Consider the following 13,859-nt stretch of genomic DNA (forward strand, 5'->3'; position numbering starts at 1 on the left):
GCGGGAAGCGGCCGCACGTGCGAGTCGTCGTGGGTGATGCGCCCGGATTCGGTCCCCCACCCGAGGTGGAGCGGGCCGTCGCGGACGGCGTCGCGTCAGGGAATGATGTTCGCCATGTCCTTGGGCATGGTCGCCTTCACGTCGTCCCACTCGCCCTGGGTCACGTGCCGGCGCAGGGTGTCCAGCACCACCTGCACCACGCGCTCCGGGCCGCCCTCGACGTCGTACGGGAAGCCCTGCCGGACCTCCAGCAGGAAGTCGTCCCGGTTGAGCTTGATCGGCACGTCCGACGGCTTCCAGCCGTCGAAGTAGATCCCGCGCACGAGCACCGGCAACTGCGCGGCGAACTCCACGCTCTCCTGCACCGGCATCCGGTCGCGCAGCAGGTGCAGCACCGTGCGCAGCGCGCAGTAAGACTGGTTGCGTTGCTCCTTGGGCCAGCCGTAGGCCTGCTCGATGTCCTTGAGGATCAGGTTGGTCTTGTCCATCGAGGACTCGAACGCGGAATGCAGCTGCTCAGCCATCTGTCCACCCCCGTACGTCGGTCTCCCACCGTCGGTCGTCGTCACGTCGCGGCGGCCCCACCGGGCCACGCGGCTGCCGGGTCGGGCTGACCCGCGCGGGGCGTGCCACCCACCGGGCGTCGGCGGACGACCCCACGACGTGCAGCACGGCACCGCGTCGTCGACCCGGTACCACCCGAACCGTCATCTCCACCCACCTCCGTGGTGTCGCGTCCGCGGCCACGGTCGACCGCACACACCGTCCATGCTGCGCGGCGACGGGGTGAGCGGCCCTCACCCGGACGGGATGAAACGCCACCCGGCTCAGGCGGCGTCGAGCAGCCCGGCGAGGGTCGCGGCGTTGGTCTGCGCGTAGTCCCGGTAGCAGTTGTTCATCAGCACGTGGGTCGCGCCGGTGGAGTCGGCCAGCTCGCGCAGCCTCGGCGCCCAGTCGCGCAGCTCCCGGTCGGCGTAGCGGTAGCCGAACTTCTCGTGGATGTCCTTGCTCGTCCACTTGTCGCTGTGCCCGTGGAAGCGCACCACCGCGAGGTCCGCGGTGGCGGCCAGCACCGGGGGCACCGACGAGCGGTGCCCCTGCGGCATGTCCACGCAGACGTACGCGAGCCGGTGCTCGCGCAGGAAGGCGAGGGTCTCGTCGGCGTTGGCGCCGTCGAACCAGGAGGCGTGCCGGAACTCGTAGACGGGGCGCAGCGGGGCGCACCGCTTCGCCACCTCCAGCAGGTACTGCTTGTTGTCCCGCTTGATGGTGAACCAGGGCGGGAACTGGAACAGCAGCGCGCCGAGCTTGCCCGCCTCCACCAGCGGGTCCAGCGCGGAGAGGAAGCGCGTCCAGACCTCCTCGTACGCCTGCGGCGGCAGGTCGTCCGGGTACAGGTTCTTCTTCTCCGTGTCCGGCCGGAGGTCCTTGTAGAGCGCGCCGGGCCGGGTCGGATGCCCGGTGAGCAGGCTGAACGCCTTGACGTTGAAGGTGAAGCCCGCCGGGGTGCGCTCGACCCACAACCTCGCCGTGCGCTCGGCGGGCGGCGAGTAGTAGGTGGCGTCCACCTCGACCAGCGGGAACTGGCGGGCGTAGTACGCCAGCCGCTTCTCGGGAGTGTCGGCGGTCTGCGGGTACCAGCCGGAGTCCAGCAACGTCCGGTCGGTCCAGGACGCGGTGCCGACCTTGATCTCACCCATGGGTCGACCTCACCGCGTTCCGGACCGACCGGCAACCGCTGGCGGGGATCAGGCCGCCCGACGCTCCCGGTTCTGCTTGCACTGCACGCAGGTGGTGGCGGAGGGGAAGATCTCCAGCCGCTCGACGGGGATCGCCGACGTGCAGCCCTCGCAGAAGCCGTAGGTGCCCTCCTCCAGCCGGGTGAGGGCGTGCTCGTACTGGGCGCGACGGTCGAGGATGGTCCGCAGGAGGGACTGCGCGGTGTCCCGCTCCGCCGTCTTGGTGCCGCTGTCGGCCTGATCGTCGCCGGCGGTGTCACCCACCTCCACCAGCCGCAGCACCTGGCTCTGCAGCACCGCCTGCTCGTACTCCGCGGACAGCTCGTCGTAGCGGGCCTGCAGGGAGCGCCGGATCTGGTCGATCTCCGCCTGGGATCGGCCCGTACCGATCGTGTCGTGGACGAGCATCGCTGCCTGCCTTTCTGGCCTGGAAATCCGCCGGGGCACCGGTACGTGCGCCCAGCCCTCGTGGTGGTCTGTGCGCGGGCGGATCACCCGCGCTCTGTGAGCCGGGCGAATACCCCGCCCCACCGACGCTCAAACCGACGAATTTTCGCCACGTCGCAGCATCAGGGCGACACCGGGGACTCCACCAGCGCCGGGTGCCGCGGATCGTCGGCGCGGACCACGACGTCGGCGAACGAGGCCGGGGCGACCTCGTCGGCGTAACGGGCGAAGGCGGGCAGCGTCCACCGCAGCGCCGGGTCGGTGCGCCGGGCCAGGGCCGCCGGGGAGAGCACCAGGTGGACCGTGACGTCGAAGGGCAGGCCCCCGCCGAGCAGCAGCGCCCCGCTGACCAGCAGGACGCCCCCGGGCGGCAGGTCGACGTACGCGGCGCGGCTGGCCCGGTCGGCGGTGGCGTCCCACAGCGAGGGCAGCACCCGCCCGGAGCCGCCGGGCCCGGCCGGGTCGAGCACCTCCCGGCGCAGCCCCGGCTCGTCGACCCAACCCTCGTAGAACGCGTCGGGGTTGGTCCGGCCGTACTCCAGGCGCACCGAGGCGGGGCGGAGGAAGTCGGCGGCCCGTACGTGCAGCGCGGGCCGGCCGAGCGCGCGCAGCGGTTCGACCAGCGCGGCGGCGAGTTCGTCCGGGCCGGCCGCCGGGGCGCCGTCGACGGCCACCCGCAGCCGGCCGGGGGCGTCGGCGCCGGCGAGGCGCTCGGTCAGCTCGGCGACGAGCCGCTCCGGGGAGATGGGTCGGATGCGCATCCGACCATGGTGCCCCGCCGGCCGCCGCGGACGGTGTCAGCCGCTGCGGTCGATGGTGACGTGGGCGTCGTCGGCGAGTCGGTAGCCGACGCCGTAGACGGTGGTGACCAGCGGGACGTCGACGCCGACCTTGCCGCGCAGCCGGCGGACGTGCACGTCCACGGTGCGCACGCCGGCGTGCTCGTAGCCCCAGACCGCGTTGAGCAGCTGCAACCGGGTGAAGACCCGGCGGGGGTGGGCGACGAGGTGCAGCAGCAGGTCGAACTCCAGCCGGGTCAACGGCAACGGCTCGCCGTCGCGCAGCACCGACCGGGAGGACGCGAGGATGTGCAGGGTGGGGATGGTCGCGGCGGCGGCCGGGCGGGACGGCGAGCGGCCGGCGGGCACCGGGTCGGGGCGGCGTTCGACGGTGGCGTTGATGATCGTGCCCTCGCCGCGTTCCAGCATCTCCCGGGCGGCCTCCAGCAGCCGCCGGGCGGGCGGGGTCAGCGACTCCTCGGATGCCAACGGGATGTTCAGGGTCACCGTGAGCATCGGTACGACGGTGTTGGCGGGACGACGCTGGCCCCCCGGGGGTCGACCGGGAACAGCGGGCTGGGACGTATGCCATCCGGCGCGCGACGAGGCGGGGCTGACCGACATGGTCCTCCTTGGCTGGTCCGGGTATCTCCCCACGGCCCGGGACGCCGCTCCATCGATGCTTCCCGGCGCCCGGGCGAGGGTCAAGGGGCGGCTGCGTTGCATGAATGTGACAATTGACCGACGCATCGGAGCCGAATGCTCGCTCTGCGTACGAGGCCTGATGATTACAGCAGAGCCGCCGGGTTGACCCGATAGGGGGGTGCCCGCCCGGTTCACGGTGGTCGGTGCGGGTGGCGTCGGGGGTGGACGGACGTGAATCCCGTCGGCCCGGCCGAGGGTCACGGGCCCGCGACCGGTCGGCGCGCGGCGTACCGGCGACGGGACCCCGACCCCGGGACGCGGCGGCGCGGCGCGCCCGAGGTCGGGCACGCCGCGCGGGTGGCGCCGTCAGCGACTGCGTTCGATCTCGATCCGGGCCTCGTCGGCGAGGCGGTAGCCGACGCCGTAGACGGTGGTCACCACCGGCATGTCCGCGTCGAGCTTGGCGCGCAGCCGGCGGACGTGCACGTCGACGGTGCGCGCCACCGCGTGCTCGTAGCCCCACACCCGGCTCAGCAGCTGGAGCCGGGTGAACACCCGACGGGGCTGCTCCGCCAGGAACAGCAGCAGGTCGTACTCGATCCGGGTCAGCGGGATCACGCGGGAGCCCTGGTGGACCACCCGCGACCCGGTGGCGATCCGGATCGCGTGCGGGTCCACGACGGCCGGCACGGGGCGGGGCACCGCCGGCCGGTCCTCGGCGGCGCCGGGCCCCAGCCGCCCCTCCCCCGACTCGGCGAGTTCGCCGATCAGCTCCAGCAGCCGGGCCAGGCGGGGGCTCACCGGCCCCGGGGCGAGGTCGAGGGTGATGGTGAGGGTCGGCGCGGAACGCGGGCGGACCGGCGCGATCCGCTCGGGGCGGGTGGTGGAGTGGATCCGGGTGGGAATGGCGACGACGGACATGGAGCCTCCTGCGGCGGCGGTGCCGCCACGCCCGGTGGAGCGTGGCGGTCAGGACGGCGCCCGGCCGGCGGTCACCGGGGGCGCGGGGGTGGACGTGGGCTGCGGCGGGGTGGGGCCGAGCACGGGCAGGCCGGCGAGCCGCCAGGCGACGAAGCCGCCGACGACGTCCGTGGCGTGGCGCAGCCCGAGATCCTGGAGGGCCGCGGCGGCCAGCGAGGAGGTGTAGCCCTCCTGGCAGACGACCGCCACCCGCAGGTCGTAGCCGACCGCCTGGGGCAGCCGGGCCGGGCAGCGGGGGTCGAACCGCCACTCCAGCACGTTGCGTTCGATCACCAGCGCGCCGGGCACGGTGCCGTGGGCGGCCCGTTGCGCGGCCGGGCGGATGTCGACCAGCAGGGCCCCGCCCCGGTGCGCCAGGTGCGCGCGCTCCGGGTCCAGCCGGTCCAGCCGCGCCCGGGCGGCGGCCAGGATCTCGTCGATGCCCCGGGATCCCGGTGGCGCCACCGGGGCCGGACACGCGTGCGGGTCGGTCTGCGGCATGGTCGTTGCCTCCTCTGGTTGCTGACGGTTCACGTACGACGGCGGGCGGCCGGCGCGGCGCCGGGCGGCGCGCGGGCGGGGTGTGCACGGGCGGGGTGCGCGCGACGGCGTGACGCTCACCAGGCGACTCCCGCCTCGGCCACCTCGGCGACGCGCAGCCGGCCGTCGGTGAGCCGGTAGCTGGTCATCCGGCGCAGCGCGGGCCGGTAGACGTGGACGCTCACCGCCGGCTCGTCGTCCCGGTTGGACACCAGGTGCACGTGCCGCGGGCCGAAGCGACGGCCGGAGCCGGCCGGCAGCCGGTGCGGGCGGAGCACGCCACCGTCGACCGTCTCCTCGGTCAGGACTCCGGACACGACCAGGAACGCGCCGCCGCAGCCGCCGTGGTCGTGCAGGTCGGTTCCCTGACCGGGCAGCCAACTCAGCGCCCACACCTCGTGGTCGGGCTCGTGGGCGAGCCGGGCGTACCACCGGGCGGTCGGGTCGAAGCGCAGCGGCACCGGCCAGTGGGCGGGGTCGGCCGCCCAGCGTCGGGCTACGGCGAGCAGGTCGGGCGGGCGTCGGTCGGGCATGGCGGTCCTCGCGGTTCGGCGGTGCGTCGACCCAGCATAGGCTGCAAACCCTATTGGTTTAGTAGGTAATCCCAGAAACTGGGACCCCGCCGGTGGGCGCCGGTCGACGTGGTCGTCAGGTGCGCGCGGCGGTCAGCGGCGGACCGGCGGCGCCACCCGGTAGCCGGGAACGGACGGCCAGCGCACGGTCAACACGACCGACTCGCGCTCGGCGTACCAGGAGTGGTCCACGCCCCGCCCCCACACCACGTAGTCGCCGGGCTCGCCGAGCAGCACCGTCCGGTCCGGCAACTCGACCCGGAACCGGCCGCTGACCAGCACCAGCAGGGCCGTGCGCCGCTCGTCGGTGGCCCATCGGGAGCGCGCCTCCCCGGCCGGGTGCACCCCCCACTTCACCTCGACGTCGGCGCTGTGCCGGGCGTCGCCCGGAGGCATGAAGTGGCCGAGCAGCCAGCCGGCGTTCGTCGCCCCGTCGACGCCCGCGTTGCCCACGTACACCCTGTCGTCCATCGCCCCTCCCCCAGCACGTCGGCCGAGCAACGTACCAGGCGGGCGTCCGACTAACCTGGACCGGTGAGTGAGGAACTCGACGCCGAGACGCTGGCGTTCGCGCACCGGATGTTCGACCTGGCGCGCGACGGCGCCACCGCCGAACTGGCCGACTACGTCGACGCGGGGCTGCCGGTCGATTTGACCAACGACAAGGGCGACACGCTGCTGATCCTGGCGGCCTACCACGCCCGCCCCGAGACCGTCGACGCGCTGCTCGCCCGCGGGGCCGACCACTCCCGCACCAACGACCGGGGCCAGACGGCGCTGGCCGCCGCCACCTTCCGCAGCAGCACCGAGGCCGTCCGGGCGCTGCTCGCCGCCGGGGCCGACCCGCACCACGGCAGCCCGTCGGCGGTGGAGACCGCCCGCTTCTTCGACCTGCCCGAGATGCTCACGCTGCTGACGGCGCCGACCGGCTGACGGCGACGCCCGGCGCGGGACCGGCCGCGGAGGACGCCCACGGGACCGGCCGCGGAGAACGTCCGCGCGGGCCGGGCTAACGGCGACGCCCGGCGCGGGACCGGCCGCCGGCACGGGGCACGGACTGACCGCGTCGCCCGACGTATCCGGCCTGCGCCCGGTATACAGGGTCGGTGGAGGATCCGCTGCCCGAAGAGATGCGCACCGCCGCCACGGCGCTGCTGGCCGCGCTTGGCGAACCCGCCCGCGCCCAGGCCACCCACCGGTTCGACGACGAGGCGGCCCGCCGCTGGCTGGAGTACCGGCCACGGCCCCGGCCGGGGGTCTGCCTGGCCGACCTCGACCGCGCGGGGCGCAAGGCCGCGCACCGGCTGCTGGCGACCGCGCTGAGCCCACCGGCGTACGCCCAGGCGATGGCGATCGTCGCGCTGGAGGAGGTGCTGGACCGGGCGGAGGGCTGGCGTCGGGGCCGGCACAGCGGCGACTACTGGGTGGCCATCTTCGGCGATCCGGCCCGCGACGACGCCTGGGCGTGGCGCCTGGAGGGGCACCACCTCTCGGTGAGCATGACCGTGGTGGACGACCAGGTCTCCCCCGCGCCGGTCTTCCTCGGCGCCAACCCGGCCACCGTCCGGTACGCCGGCCGCCCGGTCTCCCGGCCGCTGGGCGTGGAGGAGGACCTGGCCCGCGCCCTGCTCGACGCGATGGGGCCGGCCGGCCGGGCCGCCGCGATCATTGCCGACGAGGCGCCCGGGGACATCATCAGCGCCACCCGTCCCCGGGTGGACGGGCCGCTGGAGCCGCTCGGGGTGCCCGCCGACCGGCTCGGGCCCACCGGGCGGGCCCTGCTGGACCAGCTCGTGGCGCTCTACCTGGACCGGCTCCCACCCGAGTTGGCGATCCGGGAGGCGCGCCGGCTGAACTCCGGGCAGCTGCACTTCGCCTGGGCCGGCCCGACGGTGCCCGGCCAGCGCCACTACTACCGGGTGCAGGGCGACGACCTGCTCATCGAGTACGACAACACCACCGACGACGGCAACCACGCGCACACCGTCCTGCGCCGCCCGGCCAGCGACTTCGGCGCCGACGTCCTCGCCGCCCACCACGCCGACGCCCACCCCACCCCCTGACCCGCCCCCGCCCCTGCACCCCCGCGCCTGCGGCGCTGCTCCCCCGCCCACCCAGCAGCGTCGATCATGCAGTTGCGGCGCCCCGCGAAAGGTGCGAACAGGCGTTCACTCCCCACCACTACTGCATGATCGACGCCATGAGGGGGGCGGACCGGGGTGGTGGTCAGGTGGTGGTCAGGGGCGGTGGTGGGCCAGGTCGACGGTGGCGTCGGAGACGTCGGCCAGCGCGTCGAAGGTGGTGGCCTCGGCCCGCCGCCCGGCGTCGAAGCGGCGGACCAGGCGGGCGCCCAGCGAGACGCCGACCGCGCCGACGCCCAGGGCCACCAGCTCGGTGAGCAGCAGTACGACGGAGGCGCCCCGCTGCGGCGCGTCAGCCCGGACGAGGCAGGCGACCAGGAACAGCGCGGCCATCGCCACGTTCACCAGGTTGAAGGTGATCGCCGTGCGCCGGGTCCGGTCGACCGGCACGTCCCACAGGTCGATCATGCCGGCCACGGCGGCCAGCGCGGCGGCGACCAGGGCCGCCACGGACGTCCAGTAGCCCACCTCGCCGAGGAAGGCCGGCCCGCCGAGCACGTCGGTCAGGTCGAACACGGTCGCGCTCACGAAGAGCCCGAACGGGAACGTCACCAGCATCGGTTGGATCGGGTGCCCCTGCACCCGCAGCCGGCTCTGCATCGTTCCTCCCCAGGGTCGGCACGCATCACCAGTCCAGGGTGCTACCCGGGCACCGGTACGCCGAAACGACACGCGGCCCGCCGGCCCCGCTGCTCACGCTGGTCACCGCCGCCACACCGGCCACTTCCGCCACCCCGACGACCCCCGCCAACGCCGCCGATGCCGGCCACCCCGCGCCGCCGGGGCCGCCCCGTCCATCCGGGCGGACGGGCCGGCAGGGTGGCTGGGCGGCGGGGTGGCGGGCGGGTCAGTTGTCGCGGGGGCGCGACACGGTGGCGACCAGCCGGTCGGCCACCTCCCGCAGCGGGATGTCCAGCGACGACGCCGCGCTGCGCAGCACGTCGAGCGCCTCCTCGGCCGGGCAGCCGCGCTGGGTCATGATCACGCCGATCGCCTGCCCGACCACCCCGTCGCCGAGCGCCGAGGGGTCCCGCTCCTCGGCCTTGGCCGCCTTGCGCGCCCGGTCGCGGACCGCCGCGAGGAGCAGCCCGGCGTGCTCGGCGAGGAGCATCGCGGTGAGCTGGTGACCGGTGGTGAGCAGGTCGCCGGCGCCGGCGTAGAGGTTGATCGCCCCGATCACCTGGTCGTCGACGTCGACCGGGGCGGAGATCACCCCGCGTACGCCCAGCTCCCGCGCCCGTGGCGTCCAGGCCGGCCAGCGCTCCTCCCGGTCCAGCCGGTCGGAGAGGATCATCTCGCGCCGCCGGATCGCGTCCATGGCCGGCGAGTCGCGACCGTGCCGCAGGTCGTCCAGGCCGGCCAGGCGCGCGTCGGAGGCCGCCACCCCGGCCGGTTCGCCGGCGCGCAGCGCGGTGAAGCCGCACCAGCTCACGCCGGCCACCGCGTCGCGGGCGGTACGCACCAGCGCGTCCAGCGCCTCGTCGAAGTCGTCGACCGCGATCAGCCCGGCCGTCAGCTCGCGCAGCAGGGCGGCGGTCTCCAGCACACCCAGCCGCTCCACCGCCGGGTCCCGCATCTCCAGGTTCACCGCTCCACTGCCCCCACCGTCTCGGCGCGTGCTGCCGCACGTCCGACCGGCGCCGTCACCTGTTCCATCGTCTGGTCTCTCCCGACTCCTCGGACCCGGCCTACTACCCTCGCAAACCGGGGTCGAAACGGCGCAAAAGGGGGCCCCTTCCGGTACCCGGAGGCGCGGGAAGGGGCCCGGAGCGTCAGCGCGACGCGGAGCTGAGCCGCCGCCCCACCGAGGCGATCAACCGGTCCAGCTCCGAGCCGAACGGGTTGTCGTGCACGAGGTACGTCCAGGTCGCGCTCGGCCGCACCAGCTCCGCCTCGTCCGGCTCCCAGTCGTCCTCGAACTCCGTCTCCTCGAAGGTCTCGATGGTCCGCCGCTCGATCTCCGGGATCAGGTTGTTGAACGCCGGCACCGCCGCCCGGTGGAACTCGTCGAGCGGGTCGAGCCGGCCCAGGGCGCGCAGGTGCACGCCCTCACGCACCTCGGAGAGCTCCGCGAGGTGCTCCGCCCAGAGCCGGTCGAGGTGGTAGAGGGCGATCCACCGGGCGGCCCGGGCGAGCAGGTCCTCGTCCATCTCGCCGGCCTTCTCCGGCATCCGGTCCAGCAGCATCAGCGCCGCCACGTCGCTGGTCAGCAGCCGTTCCCGGCGCTCCGCGAGGGCCTTGCGCTGTTGCTCGACGACCACGCTGTAGCGCCAGGTGTTGCGGTGGATCTCGTGGTTGACGCCCTCGGCTACCCGCTGGGCGTGCTCGACGGCGTACTCGACCTGGTCGTCGGTGACCAGGCCGTCGGCGTTCATCCGGGGCGAGGCGGGGACGGCGTCGCCGGCGTGCCGGGCGACCAGGTCGTCCTCCAGGCTGACGAAGAAGACCGATCCGCCCGGGTCGCCCTGCCGCCCGGCCCGACCGCGCAGCTGGTCGTCGACGCGCCGGCTGTCGTGCCGGCCGCTGCCGATCACGTAGAGGCCGCCCAGCTCGGCGACCCGGTCCCGGTCGGTCTGGTCGCTGCCGCCCAGGCGGATGTCCACGCCCCGGCCGGCCATCTGGGTGGAGACGGTCACCGCGCCGTACGCGCCGGCCTCGGCGATGATCGCCGCCTCCTCGTCGTCGTTCTTCGCGTTGAGCACCACGCAGGGCACCCCGGCGGCGTTCAGGCCGGCGGCCAGCCCCTCGGACTCCTTCACGTCCAGGGTGCCGACCAGCACCGGCCGCCCGCGCTCGTGGTTGCGCTTGATCTCGTCGACCAGCGCCTCCTCCTTCTCCGCGCGGGTGGCGTAGATGCGGTCCGGCTCGTCCTCGCGCACGCACGGGGTGTTCGGCGGGATCACCGCCACCTCGAGGCCGAAGAACTCGCGGAGCTGGTCGCCGACCAGCACCGCGGTCGCCGTCATGCCGCACACCTTGGGGTAGAGCGCGATGTACGCCTGCACGGCGATGGTGCCGAGCACCTCGCCCTCGGCGGTGGCGTCGAGGCCCTCCTTGGCCTCCACGGCCGCCTGGAGCCCGTCCGGCCAGCGGCGACGCTGGGCGACCCGGCCCCGCATCTCGTCGATCAGCTCGACGGAGCCGTCCCGGACGATGTAGTCGACGTCGCGGTGCAGCAGCGCGTGCGCGTGCAGCGCCACGTTCACCGCGGAGAGCTGCGCGACGTGCTCCTCGTCGTAGAGGTCGATGCCGAGCTTGGCCTCCACGGCGGCCAGGCCGGCGGCGGTGAAGGCGACGCTGCGGCCGTCCTCGGCCACCGTGTAGTGCTTGCCCTTGCGCAGGCCGCGAACCTGCGCGGCGGCGGCGTGCACCGGATCCTGCTCGCCGGCGACCGCGCCGGCGAGGACCATCGGCACCCGGGCCTCGTCGATGAGGATCGAGTCGGCCTCGTCGACGATCGCGGTGCGCAGCGGCGGCTGCACCCGGTCCTCCACGTCGGTGACGAGCTGGTCGCGCAGGTAGTCGAAGCCGGCCTCGCTGACCGAGACGTAGGTGACGTCGCACGCGTAGGCGTCGCGCCGCTCCTGCGGGGTGGACGCCTCGTTGACCCAGCCGACGGTCAGGCCGAGCAGGGTGTAGACCGGCTCCATCCAGAGGGCGTCGCGCCGGGCCAGGTAGTCGTTGACGGTGAGCACGTGCACCGGGCCGTTGCCCAGTCGGACGTGCCCGTACGCGGCGATGGTGGCGGTGAGCGTCTTGCCCTCACCAGTGGCCATCTCGGCGACCTTGCCGGAGAGCAGCGCCATCGCCCCGAGCAGCTGCACGTCGTACGGCCGCTGGTCGAGGCCGCGGCGGGCGGCCTCGCGGCCGATCGCGCAGATCTCCTCGTAGCCCGTGGCCTTGCCGGCGGCCTCGGTGAGCTCGGCGTCGTCGAGCGCCGACAGCTCCTCCTCGCGCGCCTCGACGGCCGGCAGCAGCTTCTCCAACGGCCCCAGGTCGACCGTCGTCCCCGGGCGCTGGAGGAACCGGCGGAACTTGCTCTTCAAGCGTTGCGACACACCCATGAGCGGCAACGGTACGCGACCGGGGCCGGCGTTGGCGGCCCGCCCGGCGCGCCGCCGCGCGGGTGTCGCCGCCGGGCGCGTCGCGGGCGTGGACCGCTCAGGTCACCAGGAGCTGGTGGCTGGCCAGCTCACGGTAGAGCGGGCTGGTCCCGGTGAGCTCCTCGTGGGTGCCGGTGGCCGCCACCCGGCCGCCGTCGAGCACCACGATCTGGTCGGCGTCGACGACGGTGGAGAGGCGGTGCGCCACGATCAGCAGGGTGCGCCGGGCGGCCACCGCGTCGATGGCCCGGCGCAGCGCGGCCTCGTTGCGGGCGTCGAGGTTGCTGGTCGGCTCGTCGAGCAGCAGCACCGGCGGTCCGGCCAGCAGGGCGCGGGCGATCGCCAGCCGCTGCCGCTCGCCGCCGGAGAGCAGCACCCCGCCCTCGCCCACCTGCACGTCCAGCCCTTCGGGGGCCCGCTCGGCGAGGTGGCCGAGGTTGACCTCGTCGAGCACCGCGCGCAGCCGGTCCTCGGTGGCCTCCGGCGCGCTGATCAGGAGGTTCTCCCGCAGCGTGCCGGCCAGCACGGGCGCGGACTGCTCGACGTAGCCGATCCGTGCGCGCAGGGCGTCGCGGGGCAGGTCGCGCACGTCGACCCCGTCGACGCGCAGCGCGCCCTCGGTGACCTCGTAGAAGCGCTCGACCAGCGCCAGCAGCGTCGACTTTCCGGCGCCCGACGGGCCGACCAGGGCGGTCCGGGTGCCGGCCGGCACGGTGAAGCTCACCTCGCGCAGCACCGGCGGGCCGCCGGGGTAGCCGAAGCCCACCCGGTCGAACTCGACGGACGCCGGCGCCCCGCCGGGGAGCGCCCGGGCCGGGGCGGTCGGTCGGTCGGCCGCCCCCTCGACCGGCACGGCGAGCACCTCCTCGATCCGTTGGAGCGCGCCCAGGCCCGTCTGCAACTGGGTGTAGGCGTGCACCGCCTGCCCGAGCGGAAGCACCAGGAAGAACAGGAACATGATGAAGGCGACCAGGTCACCGACGGTGATCGCGCCCGCCGCCACCCGCGCCCCGCCCACCCCGAGGACCAGCAGGAACGCCCCCTGGATGGTGACGCTGCTGGCCGGGCCGACGAACGCCTGCACCCGGGCCACCCGCAGGCCCGCCGCGTAGGCCCGCGTGGCGCTGACGCCGATCGCGTCGGCCTCGCGCCGCTCCGCCCGGGCCGCGCGGATCGTCCGGGCGGCGGAGATGGCGCGCTCCACCGCCGAGGTCATCTCGCCGACGCGTTCCTGGGCGGCGCGGGCCAGGCCCCGCACCCGGTGGGCGAAGGCGACCGCGATGGCGATGCCGGCGGCCACCCCGAGCAGGGTCACCCCGAACAGCACCGGGTCGAGCAGGACCATCGCGCCCGCCGCGCCGAGCACCATCACGGCGCCGGTGACCACTTCGAACAGGCCGGAGGTGACCACGGCGCGCAGCAGGGTGGTGTCCGAGCCGACCCGGGAGAGCAGGTCGCCCGTGCGGCGGTGGTCGTACTCGGCGACGGGCAGCCGCAGCAGGTGGCCGGCCAGCCGCCGCCGGGTGCCCAGCACGACCCCCTCGGCGGTACGTTGCAGCAGGTAGTCCCGCACCCCGCCGAGCGCCGCGCCCACCAGCACCAGGGCGACCAGCGCCGCGACCAGCCCGGCCACGGGCCGGCTGGCGGAGAGCCCGTCCAGCACCGAGCGGGTGAGCAGCGGCTGGGCCAGCGACGCCGCCGCGCCGGCCAGCGACAGCGCGCCCACCACGGCCAGGGTGCCGCGGTGGGCGCGCAGGTACGGCAGCAGGGCGGCGAGGCCGACCCGCCGGTCGGCGACGCTCCCGCCCGGACCGCCGGCGGCGGTCGTCACGGAGTCGTCGGCGGTCGTCACGGAGTCGTCGGCGGTCGTGACGGGAGCGTCGGCGGTCATGGCTGGAACGGTATCGGGCCGCGCCACGGGTCCCCGGCCGGA

The 13,859-nt window shown here is 74.8% G+C and carries 15 protein-coding genes; 2 read left to right on the forward strand and 13 right to left on the reverse strand.

Annotated elements, in window-relative coordinates; translation table 11 throughout:
- Window positions 1-95 precede the first annotated feature (95 nt).
- From AB0G13_RS21545 to AB0G13_RS21585, 9 genes are all read right to left on the reverse strand, one after another.
- A complete protein-coding gene (locus AB0G13_RS21545; RefSeq protein WP_357876791.1) occupies window positions 96-524 on the reverse strand; it encodes a DUF2267 domain-containing protein in 429 nt (142 codons plus the stop codon).
- 303 nt (window positions 525-827) lie between these two features.
- A complete protein-coding gene (locus AB0G13_RS21550; protein ID WP_357876794.1) occupies window positions 828-1,700 on the reverse strand; it encodes a DUF72 domain-containing protein in 873 nt (290 codons plus the stop codon).
- Between the two features lie 48 nt (window positions 1,701-1,748).
- The gene (locus tag AB0G13_RS21555; RefSeq protein WP_089000644.1) at window positions 1,749-2,147 is read right to left on the reverse strand and encodes a TraR/DksA C4-type zinc finger protein; all 399 of its coding nucleotides are present in this window, start codon (window positions 2,145-2,147) and stop codon (window positions 1,749-1,751) included.
- Between the two features lie 161 nt (window positions 2,148-2,308).
- Window positions 2,309-2,947: a uridine kinase gene (locus tag AB0G13_RS21560; protein WP_357876797.1), complete on the reverse strand. Its 639-nt coding sequence runs from the start codon at window positions 2,945-2,947 to the stop codon at window positions 2,309-2,311.
- A gap of 36 nt (window positions 2,948-2,983) precedes the next feature.
- Window positions 2,984-3,589, reverse strand: coding sequence for a winged helix-turn-helix domain-containing protein (locus AB0G13_RS21565; RefSeq protein ID WP_357876800.1), 606 nt, complete (start codon window positions 3,587-3,589; stop codon window positions 2,984-2,986).
- 387 nt (window positions 3,590-3,976) lie between these two features.
- Entirely contained in the window at window positions 3,977-4,531 is a 555-nt protein-coding gene (locus AB0G13_RS21570; RefSeq protein ID WP_357876803.1) for a winged helix-turn-helix domain-containing protein, read from the reverse strand.
- Window positions 4,532-4,579: 48 nt separating this feature from the next.
- Complete coding sequence (locus AB0G13_RS21575; RefSeq protein ID WP_357876806.1) at window positions 4,580-5,071, reverse strand: rhodanese-like domain-containing protein; 492 nt, start codon at window positions 5,069-5,071, stop codon at window positions 4,580-4,582.
- A gap of 116 nt (window positions 5,072-5,187) precedes the next feature.
- Window positions 5,188-5,643: a cysteine dioxygenase family protein gene (locus AB0G13_RS21580; protein ID WP_357876809.1), complete on the reverse strand. Its 456-nt coding sequence runs from the start codon at window positions 5,641-5,643 to the stop codon at window positions 5,188-5,190.
- Window positions 5,644-5,775: 132 nt separating this feature from the next.
- Window positions 5,776-6,153: a signal peptidase I gene (locus AB0G13_RS21585; RefSeq protein ID WP_357876812.1), complete on the reverse strand. Its 378-nt coding sequence runs from the start codon at window positions 6,151-6,153 to the stop codon at window positions 5,776-5,778.
- 63 nt (window positions 6,154-6,216) lie between these two features.
- On the opposite strand from AB0G13_RS21585, the gene AB0G13_RS21590 reads away from it, so the two are divergent.
- Window positions 6,217-6,615, forward strand: coding sequence for an ankyrin repeat domain-containing protein (locus AB0G13_RS21590; protein WP_357876815.1), 399 nt, complete (start codon window positions 6,217-6,219; stop codon window positions 6,613-6,615).
- A gap of 173 nt (window positions 6,616-6,788) precedes the next feature.
- On the forward strand, window positions 6,789-7,745 hold the full coding sequence (locus AB0G13_RS21595; RefSeq protein ID WP_357876818.1) for a DUF3500 domain-containing protein: 957 nt from the start codon (window positions 6,789-6,791) through the stop codon (window positions 7,743-7,745).
- 174 nt (window positions 7,746-7,919) lie between these two features.
- Here AB0G13_RS21595 and AB0G13_RS21600 read toward each other — a convergent pair whose 3' ends face one another.
- From AB0G13_RS21600 to AB0G13_RS21615, 4 genes are all read right to left on the reverse strand, one after another.
- Entirely contained in the window at window positions 7,920-8,423 is a 504-nt protein-coding gene (locus tag AB0G13_RS21600) for a DUF2231 domain-containing protein (protein WP_357876821.1), read from the reverse strand.
- 247 nt (window positions 8,424-8,670) lie between these two features.
- The gene (locus AB0G13_RS21605) at window positions 8,671-9,411 is read right to left on the reverse strand and encodes a GAF and ANTAR domain-containing protein (protein WP_357876824.1); all 741 of its coding nucleotides are present in this window, start codon (window positions 9,409-9,411) and stop codon (window positions 8,671-8,673) included.
- A 184-nt stretch (window positions 9,412-9,595) separates the two neighbouring features.
- Window positions 9,596-11,887 carry an accessory Sec system translocase SecA2 gene (secA2, locus tag AB0G13_RS21610; protein ID WP_357876827.1) on the reverse strand — a complete coding sequence of 764 codons (2,292 nt, stop codon included), beginning with the start codon at window positions 11,885-11,887 and terminating at the stop codon, window positions 9,596-9,598.
- A gap of 97 nt (window positions 11,888-11,984) precedes the next feature.
- On the reverse strand, window positions 11,985-13,817 hold the full coding sequence (locus AB0G13_RS21615) for an ABC transporter ATP-binding protein (protein ID WP_357876830.1): 1,833 nt from the start codon (window positions 13,815-13,817) through the stop codon (window positions 11,985-11,987).
- Window positions 13,818-13,859 lie beyond the last annotated feature (42 nt).

It is taken from the genome of Micromonospora sp. NPDC023633 (genome assembly GCF_040640035.1).
Lineage (GTDB): Bacteria > Actinomycetota > Actinomycetes > Mycobacteriales > Micromonosporaceae > Micromonospora.